Below are 17,318 nucleotides of genomic sequence, written 5' to 3'. Positions count from 1 at the left end.
TCGTGCGCAGTCATCCGGCGAACCGTCAGTACCTGACCGGTCAGTAGTCGACGCCCTCGGCACAGGCGCCCTCGCTCAAACCGCCCACGCCCGTGGCTTTGAACACCGTGCCCGATGCCGACGTCGTGTCGAAGCAGAAGGCATCCGGTGACGAGACGTGCAGGGCGAGGTCCGACGAGCCCGGCCGCAACCCGAGCTGGTCGACGGTCACGGTCTGCGCCTCCGGCGTGGAGATGAAATAGGTCGTCGCCGTGACGCTGGCGTTCATCAGCGCCGTCCTCGCCTCCGCATCGGCGGTGACCGTGTCCTGGGTCGTGAGCACGGTGGCGACGCCGGCCGGGGAACAACCGCCGAGCAGACCGATGCCGAGCACGGCGACGACGAGAACCTGAGGAATGCGCATGCCGCAATGGTAGTGGGGGGTCGGCGGGCCGACGACCACCCGCGACTAAGCTCTTTTCTCGGACACACACCGAGCGGAACCAGAGAAAGGCCCACAGTGCCAGGAGAGAACCTCACCCGAGTCGAAGCGCAGGAACGGAAAGCGCTGGTCGATGTGCAGAGCTACAACGTCACGCTCGACCTGACCACGGGAGACGAAGTCTTCCTTTCGACGACCCAGGTGACCTTCACGGCGCAGGCCGGGGCATCCACTTTCATCGACCACCTGTCGCGCCGCGTGCGCTCTGTCACCCTCAACGGCGCAGAGCTCGGCCCGGCCGCCGTCAATGACGGCGTGCGCATCCAGCTCGACGGACTCGCCGAGCAGAACGTGCTCGTGGTCGTCTCCGACGCCGAGTACACGAACTCGGGCGAGGGCCTGCACCGCTTCGTCGACCCCGTCGACGGCGAGGTCTACCTCTACTCGCAGTTCGAGGTGCCCGACAGCCGCCGCGTGTTCGCCGTGTTCGAGCAGCCCGACCTCAAGGCCACGTTCCAGTTCACCGTGATCGCGCCCAGCGCCTGGGCCGTCGTGAGCAACTCGCCGACGCCGACGCCCGACGTGGTCCAGGGCACCGCGAACTCGGTCTGGAGTTTCTCCCCCACCCCGGTGCTCTCGAGCTACGTCACCGCGCTCATCGCCGGGCCCTACGACGTGATCACCTCCGAGCTCACGAGCCGCGACGGCCGCGTCATCCCGCTCGGCATCTACGCGCGCAAGTCGCTCTTCGAGTACCTCGACGCCGACTACATCTTCGAGAAGACGCGTCAGGGCTTCGCCTACTTTGAGGAGAAGTTCGACTACGCCTACCCGTTCGAGAAATACGACCAGCTCTTCGTGCCCGAGTTCAACGCGGGCGCGATGGAGAACGCCGGCGCCGTCACGTTCACCGAGACCTACGTCTTCCGCTCGAAGGTGACCGACGCCGTCAAGGAACGCCGCGTCATCACGATCCTGCACGAGCTCGCCCACATGTGGTTCGGCGACCTCGTGACCATGAAGTGGTGGAACGACCTCTGGCTGAACGAGTCGTTCGCCGAGTGGGCGTCGACGATCGCCGCCGCGGAAGCCACCGAGTGGACCGAGGCCTGGACCACGTTCCAGGCGATGGAGAAGAGCTGGGCGTACCGCCAGGACCAGCTGCCGTCGACCCACCCGGTCGTCGCCACCATCAACGACCTCGAAGACGTTCTCGTCAACTTCGACGGCATCACCTACGCCAAGGGCGGCTCGGTGCTCAAGCAGCTCGTCGCCTGGGTCGGCATCGACGCGTTCTTCGCCGGCGTGGCGGCGTACTTCAAGAAGAACGCCTACGGCAACACCGAGCTCACCGACCTGCTCAGCGAGCTTGAGGCCACGAGCGGCCGCGTCCTCAGCGGCTGGGCGGCGCTGTGGCTCGAGACCGCGGGCGTGAACACGCTTCGGCCCGCCGTCGAGCCCGCCTCGCACGGCACGATCACGGAGTTCTCGGTGGTGCAGACCGCGCCGATCGACTACCCGACGATCCGCCCGCACCGCCTCGCGATCGGCTTCTACAACTTCGAGGGCAAGAAGCTCGTGCGCACGGAACGGTTCGAGATCGACGTCAACGGCGAGCAGACGGATGTCGCGGCCCTCGTCGGCAAGAAGAAGCCCGATCTGCTGCTCCTCAACGACGACGACCTCGCGTACGCGAAGATCCGACTCGACCCGGAATCGCTCGAGGTGGCCATCGAACACCTCGCGGCCATCGAGAACCCGCTGGCCCGAGCGCTCGTGTGGGGCTCCGTCTGGGACTCGACCCGCGACGGCGAGACCCCGGCGCGCGACTACGTGCGCCTCGTGCTCGGCAACATCGCGACCGAGACCGAGTCGACCACGATCCGCACAACGCTCGGACAGTTGACGACCGCCGCGCGCCTCTACGTCGACCCGACGACCCGCGCGGAGACGATCGAGCACGTGGGCGACGGACTGTGGACGCTCGCGAAGAAGGCCGAGGCCGGTTCCGACGCCCAGTTCCAGTTCGTGAAGTTCTTCGCGAACATCGCGTCGACCCCCGGCCACGTCGAGACGCTGCGGGGACTCCGCGACGGTTCCGTGGCGCTCGACGCGCTCGAGATCGACACCGACCTCGCGTGGGAGATCCTCGAGGGGCTCGCGGTCAACGGCGCCGTCGGCACCGCGGAGATCGACGCGGCGCTCGCGGCCGACAACACGTCGAACGGCCAGCAGGCGGCGGCGCGCACCCGCGCCGCCCTGCCGTCGGCCGACTACAAGCTGGCGGCCTTCCGCTCGCTCGTCGCCACCGACGAGCTGCCTAACGCGATCGTGCGTCAGACCGCCCTCGGGTTCCAGCACGTGAACGACCCCGCCGCGCTCGAAGCGCTCGTCGACGACTACTTCGCGATGCTCGCCGAGGTCTGGAAGAACCGCTCGCACTCGATCGCCGAGACGCTCGTTGTCGGGCTCTACCCGGCCCCGCTCGCCTCGAGCGCGCTCGTCGCGGCGACCCAGTCGTGGCTCGTAGCGAACCCGGAGACCCCGGCCCTGCGCCGGCTCGTCACCGAGAACCTCGCCGGAGTCGAGCGCGCGCTGACCGTGCAGGCGCGCGACGCGCAGTAGAAGGATCGCCGAGGGGCGCACCGTCATACCGCGGTATGACTGTGCGCCCTCAATCTCCCCCTCGCGCCTGATACTGACGAATCCCCGACTCCGTAGGCTGGGACCATGATTCAGGCAGAAGGACTCACCAAGCGTTACGGGGCGAAGACCGCCGTCAACGACATCAGCTTCACCGTCAAGCCGGGTATGGTCACCGGCTTCCTCGGCCCGAACGGCGCCGGCAAGTCGACCACGATGCGCATGATCGTCGGGCTCGACCGCCCGACCGAGGGCAGCGTCGTGGTAAACGGCAAGCCGTACGCCGCTCACGCCGCACCCCTGCGCGAGGTCGGCGCCCTGCTCGACGCCAAGGCCATCCACACCGGACGCAGCGCCTACAACCACCTGCTCGCCATGGGCGCAACCCACGGCATCGGCAAGGCCCGCGTGAACGAGGTCATCGGCCTCACCGGCCTCGAGTCGGTCGCCGGCAAGCGCGTCGGCGGCTTCTCGCTCGGCATGGGCCAGCGCCTCGGAATCGCCGCGGCCCTGCTCGGCGACCCCGCCACGCTCATCCTCGACGAACCCGTGAACGGCCTCGACCCCGAGGGTGTCATGTGGGTGCGTCAGCTCGCCCGTCACCTGGCGGGCGAGGGTCGCACCATCTTCCTCTCGAGCCACCTCATGAGCGAGATGGCACTCACCGCCGACCACCTCATCGTGCTCGGCCGCGGAAAGATCATCGCGGATGCGCCCGTCGCCGACATCCTCGCCAGTTCCACGCGCACGTCGGTCAGACTGCGCAGCCCGCGCGCCGACCAGCTCGCCGCGCTGCTGCAGGGTGCCGACGTCACGATCACCACGACCGAACAGAACGCCCTCACCATCACCGGCCTCACCGCCCCCGTGATCGGCGAAGCCGCCGCGCAGGCGGGAATCCCGCTGCACGAACTCACCCCCGTCGGCGCATCGCTCGAAGAGGCCTACATGGAACTCACGCAGGACGACGTCGAATACCACGCGGGCACCCCCGCCACGAACACGGAAGAGGCAGCCCGATGACCGCCACCACCCTCGCCGCCCGCCCCGACACGCGCCTGTCGGCGATCGGCATCGTCCGCTCCGAGTGGATCAAGCTGCGCAGCGTGCGCTCGACCGTCTGGTCGTACGCCATCGTCGTCGCGGCCTCGATCGGCATCGCGGCGCTGCTCGCGTCGAGCTTCGGCTTCGGCGAGCCCGTGCCCGACCCCACCCGCAACAACCTGAACATCGTGCAGACGGCGACCTTCGGCCTGTACATCGGCCAGTTGGTGGTCGCCGTGCTCGGTGTGCTCGTCATCAGCGGCGAGTACTCCACTGGCATGATCCGCTCCACGCTCACCGCCGTGCCGAAGCGCCTGCCGGCACTCGCGGCGAAGGCCGTCGTGCTCTTCGTGACCACCTTCGTGGTCGGCCTCATCAGCGTCTTCGCCGCCCTGCTGGTGGCGCTGCCGATCCTCTCCGGCTTCGACATCACGGCCGACTTCAGCGACAGCTCCCTCCTCGGCAACCTCGTGCTCGCGGCGCTGTACCTCGGCCTCGTGGCGCTCTTCGCGCTCGGTCTCGGCACCGTGCTGCGTAGCAGCGCCGGCGGTATCGCGGCCGCCCTCGGTGTCATCCTGCTGCTGCCGACCATCCTCCAGCTCATCGCGGGACTCACGCAGGCCCAGTGGGCCCTCGACCTCATGCCCTACCTGTTCTCGAACGCGGGCACGGGAATGTTCACCGAGAGCTTCGACCCGAACGGCCTCGAACAGTGGCAGAACACCCTGGTCGTGGTCGCCTGGGTGGCGGTCAGCCTCATCGCCGGTGCGGTACTGCTGAAGCGTCGGGACGCGTAGAGTCCACGGAATGACAGTCAGGCCCACCTCCCTCGATCGGAACGTCGTTCCGGTCGAGGGAGACCTGCGTCTGCCGAAACCGCCCGGGGTCATCCGGCAGTTCTGGTACCGCCACCCGCGCTGGACCGACGCGCTCATCGCCGCCAGCTACGGCGTGCCGTCGGTCGCGCTGCACATCGGCCCGACCTTCGGCGACGAGTTCTACGCCGGCGAGATCGTTCCCTTCGGGCTCGCGCTCGACCTCTTCGGCACCCTCCTCCTGCTCTTCCGTCGCAACCGCCCGTGGACCGTGCTCGTCGTCTCGTGGGTGCTCGTGATCCTCTCCGCCGCCGCGTGGAGCGCCGTCGACGCCGCCCTCCCGGCCTACGCCCTGTATGCCCTCGCCGTCTACGGCTCGGTACGCGCTGTCTGGATCGGTTTCGCCGGTTCCGTCGTTGTCGTCACTGCGGCGGGAACCTATGTCGGCGCCGTAATCTCCGACGAGCTGGGGCAGATCGTCGCCAACTACTTCGCCGCGTCCACTTTCCTCCTCATCGTCGTGCTCGTCGCGATCAACGTCGGCAACCGCAGACGGTACGTCGTCGCCCTGCTCGACCGCGCCTCGCAGCTCGCGAGGGAACGTGACCAGCGGGCGAGGCTCGCCGCGGCAGACGAGCGCGCCCGTATCGCCCGCGAGATGCACGACATCGTCTCGCACGGGCTCACCGTGATGGTCACCCTCGCCGAAGGCTCCGCCGCCACGGCGCGCTCCGACTCCGAACGGGCGGCCGACGCCATGCGCCAGGTCGCCGAGACCGGCCGTCAGGCGCTCACCGACATGCGCCGAATGCTCGGGTTGCTCGACGACGGCCTGCCCGGCGAGCTCGGGCCCCAGCCGGGCATCGCCGATTTGAACGACCTGGTTTCCCGCTTCCGGGCGGCAGGACTCGTCGTCAGATTCAGCTCGGAGGGTGCCCCGCCGGCCGACCCCGCCGAGCAGCTCACCGTCTACCGACTCGTGCAGGAGTCGCTCACGAACGTGCTGCGTCACTCGGCGATACCCGCGGTCGCCGAGGTCACCGTGCGCTACGAACCGAGCGAGGTCACGGTGTCGGTCACGAACGACGGTCCCGTCGTCGAAGCCCCCACCCCGGGAGGCGGGCGGGGCACCGTGGGCATGCGCGAACGGGTGGCGCTGTACGGCGGCACGATCGAATCCGCGCCCCGCCCGGGCGGAGGCTGGTCGGTCGTCGCCACCCTCACGCACGACACCCCCTCGGCCATCGATACAGAATCCGACGTCGAAGACACCACAACGATCGAAAAGGACACCAGAGAATGACGGATGCTGCAGCCCACGCCACCACGGACATCCGCCTGCTTCTCGTCGACGACCAGGCCCTCGTTCGCATGGGATTCCGCATGCTGCTGGAGGCCGAACCGGGCATCCGCGTCGTCGGCGAGGCCGCGAACGGCGACGACGCGCTGCGCCTCGCCGAGCAGCTGCACCCCGACGTCGTGCTGATGGACGTGCGCATGCCGGGCCTCGACGGCATCGCGACCACACGGGCCCTCCTGCAACGGTCTCCCCTGTCGCGGGTGATCATCCTGACCACCTTCGACTTGGACGAGTACGCGTTCGGCGGACTGCGAGCGGGCGCGAGCGGTTTTCTCGTGAAAGACACCCGGCCCGAAGAACTGCTCGCCGCCGTGCGCGCCGTCGCGAGCGGCGAGGCGGCGATCTCGGGGCGTGTGACGCGGCGCATGCTCGAGCTGTTCGGGGCCAGGCTTCCGGCGACCGATCCGCCCGGAGACCAGGCCCTCGCCCTTCTCACCCCGCGCGAGCGGGAGATCCTCACCGCGATCGGCGAGGGACTCTCCAACGGCGAGATGGCGGAGCGCTTCTTCGTCGCCGAGTCGACCGTGAAAACACACGTGGGCCGGGTGTTGCAGAAGCTCGACCTGCGCGACCGGGTGCAGGCGGTGATCTTCGCCTACGAGCGCGGGCTCGTCGGCTGAACGGCCAGTCGACTGAACGGCCAGAGTGCTGCCAGCGGCGCGCGAATACACTGGGAGCAATATGGTTCTGACCGAAACTACTCCCGCTCCGGCGCCCGGCATCGACTGGGCCGGCACCTGGGCGAACATCTCCGCCTTCTACACCGCGACCCCTCCCCTGCAGGTCGTCGTGATCATCCTCGTGGCCGTCGCGGTGCGTCTCGTTCTGCAGCTCGTGATCAACCGGCTCGTCGACCGCGTCGTGCACGGGGTCAAGAAGAAGCAGAACGTCGAAGACACGCAGGCGCTCTTCGCCTCGCCGCTCGCCGCCGTGCGCGTCGTGCAACGCACCCGCACGCTCGGCAGCGTGCTCAACAACGTGGTCACGGCCGTCGTCGTCACCCTCGCGGTGCTGCTCAGCATCGTGGCGTTGTTCCCCGACATCATCGGGGCGTTCTCGCTCATCACCGCGGCGCTGGGTGCCGGTCTCGGCTTCGGCGCGCAGAACATCGTGAAGGACGTGCTGAGCGGCCTGTTCATGGTGGCGGAAGACCAGGTCGGAGTCGGCGACGTCGTCGATCTGGGGCCGGCAACCGGCGTCGTGGAAGACGTCGGCATCCGCATCACGAAGGTGCGCGACGTGAACGGCACCCTGTGGTTCGTGCGCAACGGCGAGATCCTGCGGGTCGGCAACATGTCGCAGGGCTGGTCGCGGGTCATCATCGACCTCGCCGTGCCCTACGACGCCGACGTCGAGGCGGTGCAGGAGCGCATGCTCGAGACCGGCGTGGCGCTCGCGACCGATCCGAAGTGGCGCAGCCGCATGCTCGAACGGCCCGAGATCTGGGGCATCGAGTCGATCTCCGCGGAGGCGATCGTGGTGCGCATCGTGGTCAAGACGCGCTCGGCCGCAAAAGACGACGTGGCGCGCGAACTGCGCAGTCGGCTCAAGCGGGCACTCGACGAGATGGACGTCAGGATGCCCGCGCTCAACTCGATCACCCTGAGCGGGTTCGAGGGGGCGACGAGCGTCAAGGGCGCGCGTCCGCCCAAGACCAAGCCGGTCGCCGTGCAGTCGACCGCGGTCAAAGCGCCGCGGGCCAAGCGCACCCCGGCCGCTCCCCCCGCCGACCCGCGCGGGTACAGCCCCGACGCGCCGGCCAAGCCGCAAGGGACGACAGAATGAGCGAACCGAATCCCGTGACCCTCCGGCTCGGCCAGAGCGGCGAGAGCGTTCAGGGCAACTTCTGGGAGCAGGTCGGCGGCCGCCCCACGTTCGAGCGCCTCGTGCGGCGCTTCTACGAGGGCGTCGCCACCGACCCGGTGCTGCTTCCGATGTACCCCGAGGCCGACCTCGAGGGAGCCATCCAGCGGCTCACCGGTTTTCTCGAGCAGTACTGGGGCGGCCCCGGCACGTATTCCGAGGAGCGCGGCCACCCGCGACTGCGCCAGCGGCACATGCCGTTCAAGGTCAACCCCGACGCACGCGACCGCTGGCTGCAGCACATGCGCGTCGCAGTCGACTCGCTCGAGCTCTCGCCGCTGCACGACGCCGCCCTCTGGGCCTACCTCGACCGCGCGGCCCACGCGATGGTGAACACGTTCGACGAGTGACCCGAGCCGGGCGCTAGCCGGCCAGGCCCTCGGCGAGCGGCGTCGTCGGGCGACCGATGAGCCGACCGAGGTCGCCGGTCGTGACGCCGAGCAGTCCGTCGCGGATGTTGCCGTCGAGGGCCACCACGAACCCGACGGTCCCCTCGTCGAGTCCGAACGAGGCGAGCAGCGACGCGTGTTCCTCGGGTGAGAGACGCGTGTAGACGACCTCGCGGCCGACGATGCCCGAGATCGCGGCGGCGAGCTCGTCGAAGTCCCAGGCCACGTCGCCGGAGAGCTCGTACACCCGGCCCTCGTGTCCGTCACCGGCCAGCACGACGGCGGCGGCCTCGGCGTAGTCCTTGCGGCTGGCGCTCGCGACGCGGCCGTCGCCGACACTCGCGACGATGCCGCCGTTCTCGCGGCCCTTCTCCACCTCGCCCGCGTAGTTCTCGGTGTACCAGCCGTTTCGCAGGATGGTGAACGGGACCCCGGATGCGACGAGCGCCTCCTCGGTCGCCTTGTGCTCGGGGGCGAGCACGAGCGCGGAGGTCGTCGCGGCGGGAGCGCTGGTGTAGACGATGCGAGCCACGCCGGCCTCCTTCGCGGCGGCGATCACGGTGGCGTGCTGGGCGGCGCGCTGGCCGACCTCGCTGCCCGAGACGAGCAGCAGCGTGTCGCCGGGCTTGACCACGGCGGCCACGGTCTCCGACTTGGTGTAGTCGAGCTCGGCGACGGCCACTCCGCGGTCGGCCAGATCGGCGAGCTTCGCCACGGAGCGTCCGGTTGCGACGATGTCGGCCGCGGCGGTGCCGCGGGAGAGGAGGGATTCGACGACGAGGCGTCCGAGCTGGCCGGTTGCACCGGTGATAACGAGAGACATGGTGTCCTTTCGGGGGTTGGTACCTACGAGAACTCGGGCTCACCACATTACATTCCTCAGCGCGGGTACCCACTTTTAGGTAAGTTACCCACATGGAAGTAAGTAATCTGCATACCCTGACCGGCTTGGGCTTCACGGCGGGCGTGCTGCCCGCGAACTGCCCGAGCCGCACCGTGCTCGACCACGTCACGAGCAAGTGGGGCGTTCTCGTTCTCATCGCCCTCTCGCAGCAGCCGCTGCGCTGGGGAGAACTGCGCCGCACGATCGAGGGCATCAGCGAGAAGATGCTCGCCTCGACGCTGCGCACGCTCGAGGCAGACGGGCTCGTGCTGCGCGAAGCCCAGCCGACGATCCCGCCGCGCGTCGACTACAGCCTCACCGCGCTCGGCCGCGAGCTGTCCGACCGCCTGTTGCCGCTGATGGGCTGGATCGCCGACAACGCCGACGAGATCGTCGCCCGCCCGCAGCGGGCACAATAGGACGATGACCGCTACCGCCCTCCCCCGCATCGTCGTCGTCGCGACGGGCGGCACGATCGCCGGTTCCGCGGCTTCCGCGACCGACACCACGGGGTACCGGGCCGGCACGAGCGGCGTCGACGCCGTGATCGCGGCGGTCCCCGAGGCGGCTCTGCTGGCCAGACTCACCGGCGAGCAGTTCGCGAGCATCGATTCGTCGGATGTTACGGACGCCATCCTTCTCGCGCTCGCTCGACGCGTCGAGGCGTTGCTCGCATCGCCCGAGGTCGACGGCGTCGTGATCACCCACGGCACCGACACGCTCGAGGAGTCCGCCTACTTCCTGCACCTGGTGCTCGACTCCCGCAAACCGGTGGTCTTCACGGGAGCCATGCGGCCAGCCAGCGCACTCAGCGCAGACGGGCCGCTCAATTTCTACGCGGCCGTCGCCGCGGCATCCGCCCCCGCCTCGCGAGGACAGGGTGTACTCGTCGTGCTCAACGACGAGATCCACTCGGCTCGCGACGTCTCCAAGTCGACCAGCCTGCGCGTCGACTCGTTCGCCTCGGCGTACGGTCCGCTCGGCGTGGTCGTCGCCGGCCGCGTGCTCTACTACCGCGCGGTCGTGCGCCCGCACACGACCGCGACCGAGTTCCGGCTCGACGCCGTCGACGCCCTGCCGAAGGCCGCGGTCGTCTACGCGCACTCGGGCCTCGACGACTCCGTGGGCGAACTGCTGGCCGCGGCACGCTATGCCGTCATCGTGCACGCCGGCTTCGGCAACGGAACCGTCGCCACCCGCATGATCGAGCCGCTCGAGGCCGCGCGCCGCGCCGGCAGCATCGTCGTGCGCGCCACCCGCACGGGCAGCGGCCACGTCACGGCCGTCGGCGCGAGCCGCGCCGAGGTAAATGGTTGGATCTCGGTCGACGACCAGAACCCGCAGCGCGCCCGCATCCTCGCCTGCCTCGCCCTGACCGTCACTCGCGACCACGACGAGATCCAGCACATCTTCGACACCTACTAGTCTCTCCAGAAACAGCCAGCGTCAGACAAAGGAGTCTTATGCCGCAGCAGCAATCCGACGCGATCGTGATCGGCGCGGGCCTCGCCGGCCTGGTCGCCACCGCCGAACTAGTGGCGGCGGAAAAGACCGTCACGGTGCTCGAGCAGGAGCCGGAGTCGAACTTCGGCGGGCAGGCGTGGTGGTCGTTCGGCGGCCTGTTTCTCATCGACTCTCCCGAGCAGCGTCGCATGGGGGTCAGGGATTCCCTCGACCTGGCACGCCAGGACTGGTTCGGTTCCGCGGGCTTCGACCGCGAGAACGACCGCTGGCCGCGGCGGTGGGCCGAGGCCTACCTGCAGTTCGCGGCCGGTGAGAAGCGTGCCTGGCTGAGGGAGCGCGGGGTGGGCTTCTTCCCCGTGGTCGGCTGGGCCGAGCGCGGGGGCTACACCGCGAACGGGCACGGCAACTCCGTTCCTCGGTTTCACATCACCTGGGGCACGGGGCCGGGAGTCGTCGAGCCGTTCGCCCACGCCGTGCGCGACGGGGTCGACCGGGGGCTCGTGACGCTGCGGTTCCGCCACCGGGTCGACGGCCTTGTGGTCAGCGACGGCGCCGTGGTCGGGGCGCGCGGGGCGGTGCTCGCGGCCGACGACGCGGCCCGCGGTGTGGCGAGCAACCGGGAGGTCGTCGGCGACTTCGAGCTGCACGCCGGGGCGACGATCGTCACGAGCGGCGGCATCGGCGGCAATCACGACCTGGTGCGCGAGCTCTGGCCCGCCGACATGGGCGCGCCGCCCACCCGCATGCTCAGCGGCGTGCCGGCCCACGTCGACGGGCGCATGCTCGCGATCGCCGACGACGCCGGTGCCCACCTCGTGAACGGCGACCGCATGTGGCACTACGTCGAGGGCATCACGAACTTCGACCCCGTCTGGGCGCAGCACGGAATCCGCATCCTGCCCGGGCCGTCGAGCCTGTGGCTGGATGCAACGGGCAAACGCCTGCCGGTGCCGCTGTTTCCCGGCTTCGACTCGCTCGGAACGCTGCGGCACCTGCGCACCACGGGCCACGACCACTCCTGGTTCATCCTGACCCAGTCCATCATCGAGAAGGAGTTCGCCCTCTCGGGCAGCGAGCAGAACCCCGACCTGACCGGCAAGAGCGTGCGCGAGCTCGCCCGACAGCGGCTCGGCAAGGGCGCCACCGGTCCGGTCGAGGCGTTCAAGAGTCGGGGCGTCGACTTCTTCGTGGCCGACACGCTCGACGAGCTGCTCGCGAAGATCGACGACGGCGTGATCGACGTCGCCCGCGCCAGGCAGGAGGTCGAGTACCGCGACCGCCAGCTCGACAATCCGTTCTCGAAAGACGCGCAGATCAATGACCTCCGTCAGGCGCGCAACTACCGGGGTGACAAGCTCATCCGCGTCGCGAAGCCGCACAAGCTGCAGGACCCGAAGGCCGGGCCGCTCATCGCCGTGAAGCTGCACATCGTGACGCGCAAGACGCTGGGCGGCATCGAGACGAACCTCGACGGGCAGGCCCTGCGCGGCGGCAGCGGCGAACCGATAGCCGGCCTGTACGCGGCCGGCGAGGCGAGCGGCTTCGGGGGCGGCGGAATGCACGGCTACCGCTCGCTCGAGGGCACGTTCCTCGGCGGGTGCATCTTCAGCGGCCGCGAGGCGGGCCGGGCGGTCGCACGCGGGTGATCCCGGTTCGCTAGGCTTTGGCTACGACCCGAGGGAGCCTCATGACGGATGTCAACTCTTCACCGCCGCCAGCCGGCTGGTACCCCGACCCCGCCGGCAGCAGCCGCACCCGCTGGTGGAACGGTTTCGCCTGGTCGGACACCTACGGCGAGCCGGCGCCGGCCCAGGCACCCGTGGAGCACACGCCCCCGGCCGGTGTCGCGCCGGCCTACGGCAGCACACCCGCGTACGGCAGCGCACCCGCCTACGCGAACGCGCCGGCCTACGCGAACGGGCCGGCCTACGGCGCCGAAGAACTCGCCGCGCCCGCGGGCACGTCGCCCTACACCCCGTTCATCTGGGCGCTCGCACTGCTGCCGGTGGTCGGGCTGGTCATCAACCTCTACACGTTCGCCACCTTCGACCAGCTGATGGCCGACGCGCTCGATCCGGACGCTCCGCCCATCGCGCCCGCCGACCTCGTTCAGGGTGCCATCGGCTGGCTCGTCATCGGCCTCAGCGTGCTGTTCGGCGTGCTCGACTGGCGCGCGCTCAAGAAGGCCGGCGTGCCGCGGCCGTTCCACTGGGCGTGGATCTTCTTCTCGGTGATCGGCGCGCCCGTGTACATGGTCGGCCGGTCGATCATCGTGCGTCGACGCGTCGGGTCGGGTCTCGCCCCGATGGTGGTGAACCTCGCGCTCGTCGTGGTCAACTTCATCCTCGGCGTCGTGGCCGCGGTGCTCGCCGTGGGTTCGGTATTCGACTCCGGACTAGTGCCCTGACCCCCACGGGTGAATAGGCTGGCGCCATGACCGACACAGGAATCGACCCGTCAGCGCCACCGAGCGGCTCGGTCTGCGTGGAGTGCGAGGCCGATGGGGGCTGGTGGCTGCACCTGCGCCGCTGCGCACAGTGCGGGCACATCGGGTGTTGCGACGACTCCGTGGGCAAGCACGGCACCGCCCACTGGCGGGAAACAGGGCATCCCGTCATCCGCAGCTTCGAACCCGGCGAGACCTGGTTCTACAGCTTCGAGACCCTGGACACGTTCGACGGCCCGCAGCTCGCCGCGCCCCAGCACTACCCGCTCACCCAGTCGGCGCCCGGGCCGGCCGACCGCCTGCCGGCCGACTGGCAGACGCTGCTGCGCTGACGCTGGTCAGCCCGCGCGGCACCAACCGTTCGCCCGGCTTCGGTAGGCTGCGGGCACTCACGACCACTGGAGCCGCAGATGCACGACACCGACGCCGTCACCGACGCCGTCACCGACGGCACAGTCTTCGACGGCACGGTCATGGCCCGGCTGCGTGTGGCCCTTCCCCTGCTCGGACCGAGCGAACGCCGCGTCGCGCAGGTGATTGTCGCCCGGCCCTCCGAGGTGACCGAGTGGTCGACCGCCGAGCTCGCGATCGCGGCCGACACGTCGCCCGCCACGGTGGTGCGGGCGTGTCAGAACCTCGGATTCCGCGGCTTCCAGCACCTCCGGCTCGAGATCGCCCGCGCCGCGCCGAGGGAGCAGACGCTCGACGACCAGGCTCATCCGCTCACCCGGGTATTCTCTGATGCCGCGGACGCGATCGCGCTCGGACGCGCGAGCGTCGACGTCGCCAGCATCGACGCCGCCGTCGACGCCCTCGCGAAGGCCCGCCGTCTCGTGCTCGTCGGCACCGGGTTCTCGGCGCCACCGCTCCAGGACGCCGCGATGCGCTTCGCTACGATCGGCCGGCCCGTCGAGGCGCCGAGCGACGTTCTCGGCCAGCAGTTCGCCGCTCACTCTCTCACGGCCGACGACGTGTGCCTGACCGTGAGCTACTCGGGCGCCAACGCGCACACACTTCGCGCCTGCCGCGCGGCGAAGGAGGGCGGCGCCACGGTCATCGCCGTCACGAGCTTCGCCCGATCGCCGCTGACCCAGCTCGCCGACATCTCGCTCATCACCAGCCCGGTCAGCCGGGCGCACGACGTCGACCCTTTCCTCTCCCGGCTGAGTCACCTGCTCGTGCTGCACACGCTGCACACCGCGCTGTTCGCCCGCGGGTCGCAGACCGACGCCCTGCACATGCGCGACGTCGTGGCGGAGGCGCTCGTACTCGACGAATAACCACGTCGGTTCGTTGACGCCACGTTGATGCTCGCGTCGCCGTGCGTCTACCGGGCGTTCACGTGCCGCGCACATCCTGAATCGTGTAACCCCGTTTCATCTCCAATGAAACGACGTAACGAGACAGGATCCCATGCAGAGCCTCGAGATCGCGGGCACGTTCAACGCCCGCTGGGTAGCCACGGCCGCGGCAGGCCGGCTCGCCCGATCGGCGGCTCTCGACGACATCGGCGAGACCGGTACGGGGCAGCTGGGCGACTCCCGAATCGACCTCGTGCTCGACCTGCGCGAGACCAGTGAACGCGGTGTCCCGCCGCACGACGTCGCCGTCGCCCACGTGCCGCTCTACCGCCTGCCCGACGGACCGCCGATCGACGGCACGCTCGAGCGGGTCTACGACTTCCTCATCACCCAGCGAGGTAGTGAGCTCGGCGAGGCCGTCGGCGTGATCGCCGACGCGCGCGGGCCCGTGCTCGTGCACTGCACGGCGGGCAAAGACCGCACCGGGCTCGTCGTGGCGCTGGCACTGCTCGCCTCCGGCCACACCGAACGGCAGGTCGTCGACGACTACGTGCTCTCGACCGGCGTTGTGCGCGAGCGCCGGTTCGCGATCGCCGAGTCCACCCTGCTCGCCCTCGGCCTCGACCCCGCGGACCACGCCGACGCCATGCGCCTGCACCTCGACAGCCCGGCCGAGGCGATCGAACACGCCCTCCGCACGCTCGACGGCTTCGGCGGCCCCGAGGCCTACCTCATCCGCAACGGGGTGACCGCGCAGCAGTTGCGGTCGCTTCGTGAAAATCTGGGAGGGCAGACGGATGACACGGACTGACAAGTTCACCATCGTGCACCTCAGCGACGTGCACGCCACCATCGGCGAACTGCTCTACGGCCAGGTAGACGGAGTCGCCCGTATCGAGCAGGTGGGCGAGTACGTCGTCGCCGCGGGCGTGACGCCCGAGGCCGTGATCGTGACCGGCGACCTCGCCCAGCGCGGCCACGCCGCCGCCTATCCCGCGATCGACCGGGCGCTCACGGCGCTCGGCGAACGCGTGGGGGCGCCCGTGTTCACCGTGCTCGGCAACCACGACGTGCGGGCCGAGGCGCGCGTGCTCGACGGCCACCGCGACGGCCATTACCGCGTGACCACGGTCGGCGACATGCGCATCGTGCTGCTCGACTCGAGCACCGGCGAGCTTGACGCCGAGCAGCTCGACTGGCTCGCGTCGGCGGTCGCCGAACCCTTCGGCACGGGCACCATCGTCGCCCTGCACCACGCGCCGGTGCCCTCGCCGCTGCCCGCCCTGTCGAAGATCGGGCTGCGCCGGCCCGAGGCGTTCGCCGACGCCATCGCCGGATCCGACGTGCGGGTCATCCTCGCCGGCCACTACCACCACCCGATGACCGCCCTCTACCGCGGCTTCCCCGTGGCCGTCGGCCCGTCGCTCGCGTACCACCAGATCATGAACGCCGGTCCCGCCGCGGTCAGCGGTCACGACCTCGCGATGTTCTCGCTCGTGCAGATCACCGACGACCAGGTGAGCACGGCCCCCGTGAGCCTGCAGTCGCCGAGCCCCCTCTTCTCCATCCCCGCATCCCCCACCACAACCGCACCACAACTACGAAGGACACCATGAACCGCAAGCACTACGTCGCCACCGCAGCCACTTTCGTGGCGCTCGGCCTCGCACTCACCGGTTGCACGGCCGCGGAGCCCGAAGCCACCGCCGACGACGCGGCGAGCACGACCGCCGAGCTCGACGCCGCGACGATCACCGTTTACACCTCGGAGCCCCAGGAGAAGATCGACGCGATCGTCGCCGCCTTCAACGAGCAGCAGCCGAACGTGACCGTCGAGGTGTTCCGCGCCGGCACGGGCGACCTGACCGCCCGCATCGAGGCCGAGCGCACCACCGGCGAGGTGCAGGCCGACGTTCTGCTCGCCGCCGACTCCGGCACCTTCGAGGGCTACGCCGCCGAAGACCTGCTGCTGGCCTACACGCCCGCCGACGTCGACGCCCTCAACCAGGACGTCGTCGACCCCGAGGGCTTCTACACGGGAACCCGCATCATTCCGACCGTCATCGCCTACAACACGACCGCGATCGACAGCCCGCCCACCTCGTGGAAAGACCTGACCGACTCCGAGTACGCGGGCAAGATCACCATGCCGAACCCCGACGTCTCCGGCGCGGCCGCCTACAACGCGGCCGTCTGGCTCGCCACCGATGAGCTCGGCGACGACTGGCTCGTCGACCTCGCCGCGAACGAGCCCGTGATCGCCGACAGCAACGGACCGGTCTCGCAGGCCGTCGCCGCCGGCACGCAGCCGGTGGGAATCGTCGTCGACTACCTGGTGCGCGAGCTCAAGGCGGCCGGATCGCCCATCGACGTGTCCTACCCGAGCGAGGGTGTGCCCTACGTGTCGCAGCCGGTCGGCATCTTCGCGAGCACCGACGAGCAGGAGGCGTCCGAGGCGTTCGTCGACTTCCTCGTGAGCGAGGACGGCCAGACGCTCGCCGTCGAGCAGTCCTACCTGCCCGTGCGCAACGACGTCGGAACCCCCGAGGGAGCACCGGCGATGGACGACATCGCGATCCTCTCGCCCGACCTCGAGATGATCAACGACACCAAGACGTCGGCGGTCGCACGCTTCAATGAGCTCTTCCAGTAACCAGCACCGTGGGGGGGGGGGGGGCGCGGCGGGGGC

18 protein-coding genes are annotated in these 17,318 nt (G+C 69.7%); 16 read left to right on the top strand and 2 right to left on the bottom strand.

Features of this window, described 5'->3' with window-relative positions; translation table 11 throughout:
- Nucleotides 1–40: 40 nt before the first annotated feature.
- Entirely contained in the window at nt 41–403 is a 363-nt protein-coding gene (locus ACLQ6X_RS11145; protein ID WP_411700232.1) for a hypothetical protein, read from the bottom strand.
- A gap of 96 nt (nt 404–499) precedes the next feature.
- On the opposite strand from ACLQ6X_RS11145, the gene pepN reads away from it, so the two are divergent.
- From pepN to ACLQ6X_RS11110, 7 genes are all read left to right on the top strand, one after another.
- Nucleotides 500–3,046 carry an aminopeptidase N gene (gene pepN, locus ACLQ6X_RS11140; RefSeq protein WP_411700231.1) on the top strand — a complete coding sequence of 849 codons (2,547 nt, stop codon included), beginning with the start codon at nt 500–502 and terminating at the stop codon, nt 3,044–3,046.
- A 105-nt stretch (nt 3,047–3,151) separates the two neighbouring features.
- Nucleotides 3,152–4,087, top strand: coding sequence for an ABC transporter ATP-binding protein (locus ACLQ6X_RS11135; protein WP_411700230.1), 936 nt, complete (start codon nt 3,152–3,154; stop codon nt 4,085–4,087).
- Nucleotides 4,084–4,905 (top strand): ABC transporter permease subunit, encoded by an 822-nt coding sequence (locus ACLQ6X_RS11130; RefSeq protein WP_411700229.1) that lies wholly within the window; start codon nt 4,084–4,086, stop codon nt 4,903–4,905. The genes ACLQ6X_RS11135 and ACLQ6X_RS11130 overlap by 4 nt, the downstream gene beginning before the upstream one ends.
- Nucleotides 4,906–4,915: 10 nt before the next feature.
- Complete coding sequence (locus ACLQ6X_RS11125) at nt 4,916–6,226, top strand: sensor histidine kinase (RefSeq protein ID WP_411700228.1); 1,311 nt, start codon at nt 4,916–4,918, stop codon at nt 6,224–6,226.
- Nucleotides 6,223–6,903, top strand: coding sequence for a response regulator (locus ACLQ6X_RS11120; RefSeq protein ID WP_411700227.1), 681 nt, complete (start codon nt 6,223–6,225; stop codon nt 6,901–6,903). Before ACLQ6X_RS11125 ends, ACLQ6X_RS11120 begins: the two co-directional genes overlap by 4 nt.
- 61 nt (nt 6,904–6,964) lie before the next feature.
- Nucleotides 6,965–8,068, top strand: a complete 1,104-nt coding sequence (locus ACLQ6X_RS11115) for a mechanosensitive ion channel family protein (RefSeq protein WP_411700226.1) — start codon at nt 6,965–6,967, stop codon at nt 8,066–8,068.
- Entirely contained in the window at nt 8,065–8,496 is a 432-nt protein-coding gene (locus ACLQ6X_RS11110; protein WP_411700225.1) for a globin, read from the top strand. Before ACLQ6X_RS11115 ends, ACLQ6X_RS11110 begins: the two co-directional genes overlap by 4 nt.
- 13 nt (nt 8,497–8,509) lie before the next feature.
- On the opposite strand, the gene ACLQ6X_RS11105 is transcribed toward ACLQ6X_RS11110, so the two are convergent.
- Nucleotides 8,510–9,358, bottom strand: coding sequence for an SDR family oxidoreductase (locus tag ACLQ6X_RS11105; protein WP_411700224.1), 849 nt, complete (start codon nt 9,356–9,358; stop codon nt 8,510–8,512).
- Nucleotides 9,359–9,450: 92 nt separating this feature from the next.
- Between ACLQ6X_RS11105 and ACLQ6X_RS11100 the strand changes: the two genes are divergently transcribed.
- The 9 genes from ACLQ6X_RS11100 to ACLQ6X_RS11060 all read left to right on the top strand — a co-directional run bounded on the left by ACLQ6X_RS11100 (nt 9,451) and on the right by ACLQ6X_RS11060 (nt 17,282).
- Nucleotides 9,451–9,837: a winged helix-turn-helix transcriptional regulator gene (locus ACLQ6X_RS11100; protein ID WP_411700223.1), complete on the top strand. Its 387-nt coding sequence runs from the start codon at nt 9,451–9,453 to the stop codon at nt 9,835–9,837.
- A 4-nt stretch (nt 9,838–9,841) separates the two neighbouring features.
- Nucleotides 9,842–10,843: an asparaginase gene (locus ACLQ6X_RS11095; RefSeq protein WP_411700222.1), complete on the top strand. Its 1,002-nt coding sequence runs from the start codon at nt 9,842–9,844 to the stop codon at nt 10,841–10,843.
- Between the two features lie 38 nt (nt 10,844–10,881).
- Nucleotides 10,882–12,528, top strand: coding sequence for an FAD-binding dehydrogenase (locus ACLQ6X_RS11090; protein ID WP_411700221.1), 1,647 nt, complete (start codon nt 10,882–10,884; stop codon nt 12,526–12,528).
- A gap of 41 nt (nt 12,529–12,569) precedes the next feature.
- Entirely contained in the window at nt 12,570–13,289 is a 720-nt protein-coding gene (locus ACLQ6X_RS11085) for a DUF2510 domain-containing protein (protein ID WP_411700220.1), read from the top strand.
- Nucleotides 13,290–13,315: 26 nt separating this feature from the next.
- Nucleotides 13,316–13,660, top strand: a complete 345-nt coding sequence (locus ACLQ6X_RS11080) for a UBP-type zinc finger domain-containing protein (protein ID WP_411700219.1) — start codon at nt 13,316–13,318, stop codon at nt 13,658–13,660.
- A gap of 78 nt (nt 13,661–13,738) precedes the next feature.
- Nucleotides 13,739–14,608: a MurR/RpiR family transcriptional regulator gene (locus ACLQ6X_RS11075; protein ID WP_411700218.1), complete on the top strand. Its 870-nt coding sequence runs from the start codon at nt 13,739–13,741 to the stop codon at nt 14,606–14,608.
- Nucleotides 14,609–14,741: 133 nt separating this feature from the next.
- Nucleotides 14,742–15,440: a tyrosine-protein phosphatase gene (locus ACLQ6X_RS11070; protein WP_411700217.1), complete on the top strand. Its 699-nt coding sequence runs from the start codon at nt 14,742–14,744 to the stop codon at nt 15,438–15,440.
- Entirely contained in the window at nt 15,427–16,245 is an 819-nt protein-coding gene (locus tag ACLQ6X_RS11065) for a metallophosphoesterase (RefSeq protein WP_411700216.1), read from the top strand. Before ACLQ6X_RS11070 ends, ACLQ6X_RS11065 begins: the two co-directional genes overlap by 14 nt.
- The gene (locus ACLQ6X_RS11060; protein WP_411700215.1) at nt 16,242–17,282 is read left to right on the top strand and encodes an ABC transporter substrate-binding protein; all 1,041 of its coding nucleotides are present in this window, start codon (nt 16,242–16,244) and stop codon (nt 17,280–17,282) included. The genes ACLQ6X_RS11065 and ACLQ6X_RS11060 overlap by 4 nt, the downstream gene beginning before the upstream one ends.
- Nucleotides 17,283–17,318: the final 36 nt, after the last annotated feature.

It is taken from the genome of Conyzicola sp. (assembly GCF_046714715.1).
Lineage (GTDB): Bacteria > Actinomycetota > Actinomycetes > Actinomycetales > Microbacteriaceae > Conyzicola.
The sequence above is the reverse complement of the archived record's forward strand: the minus strand, read 5'-3'. Positions and strand labels throughout refer to the sequence as shown.

Excerpts from the sequence above, each read along its gene's own strand:
- ACLQ6X_RS11100 (WP_411700223.1), top strand. The coding sequence starts at position 9,451 with ATGGAAGTAAGTAATCTGCATACCCTGACCGGCTTGGGCTTCACGGCG.
- ACLQ6X_RS11125 (WP_411700228.1), top strand. The coding sequence starts at position 4,916 with ATGACAGTCAGGCCCACCTCCCTCGATCGGAACGTCGTTCCGGTCGAG.
- ACLQ6X_RS11095 (WP_411700222.1), top strand. The coding sequence starts at position 9,842 with ATGACCGCTACCGCCCTCCCCCGCATCGTCGTCGTCGCGACGGGCGGC.
- ACLQ6X_RS11130 (WP_411700229.1), top strand. The coding sequence starts at position 4,084 with ATGACCGCCACCACCCTCGCCGCCCGCCCCGACACGCGCCTGTCGGCG.
- ACLQ6X_RS11075 (WP_411700218.1), top strand. The coding sequence starts at position 13,739 with ATGCACGACACCGACGCCGTCACCGACGCCGTCACCGACGGCACAGTC.
- ACLQ6X_RS11060 (WP_411700215.1), top strand. The coding sequence starts at position 16,242 with ATGAACCGCAAGCACTACGTCGCCACCGCAGCCACTTTCGTGGCGCTC.
- ACLQ6X_RS11145 (WP_411700232.1), bottom strand. The coding sequence starts at position 403 with ATGCGCATTCCTCAGGTTCTCGTCGTCGCCGTGCTCGGCATCGGTCTG.
- ACLQ6X_RS11135 (WP_411700230.1), top strand. The coding sequence starts at position 3,152 with ATGATTCAGGCAGAAGGACTCACCAAGCGTTACGGGGCGAAGACCGCC.
- ACLQ6X_RS11105 (WP_411700224.1), bottom strand. The coding sequence starts at position 9,358 with ATGTCTCTCGTTATCACCGGTGCAACCGGCCAGCTCGGACGCCTCGTC.
- ACLQ6X_RS11070 (WP_411700217.1), top strand. The coding sequence starts at position 14,742 with ATGCAGAGCCTCGAGATCGCGGGCACGTTCAACGCCCGCTGGGTAGCC.
- ACLQ6X_RS11080 (WP_411700219.1), top strand. The coding sequence starts at position 13,316 with ATGACCGACACAGGAATCGACCCGTCAGCGCCACCGAGCGGCTCGGTC.
- ACLQ6X_RS11090 (WP_411700221.1), top strand. The coding sequence starts at position 10,882 with ATGCCGCAGCAGCAATCCGACGCGATCGTGATCGGCGCGGGCCTCGCC.
- ACLQ6X_RS11065 (WP_411700216.1), top strand. The coding sequence starts at position 15,427 with ATGACACGGACTGACAAGTTCACCATCGTGCACCTCAGCGACGTGCAC.
- ACLQ6X_RS11120 (WP_411700227.1), top strand. The coding sequence starts at position 6,223 with ATGACGGATGCTGCAGCCCACGCCACCACGGACATCCGCCTGCTTCTC.
- ACLQ6X_RS11110 (WP_411700225.1), top strand. The coding sequence starts at position 8,065 with ATGAGCGAACCGAATCCCGTGACCCTCCGGCTCGGCCAGAGCGGCGAG.
- ACLQ6X_RS11085 (WP_411700220.1), top strand. The coding sequence starts at position 12,570 with ATGACGGATGTCAACTCTTCACCGCCGCCAGCCGGCTGGTACCCCGAC.
- ACLQ6X_RS11115 (WP_411700226.1), top strand. The coding sequence starts at position 6,965 with ATGGTTCTGACCGAAACTACTCCCGCTCCGGCGCCCGGCATCGACTGG.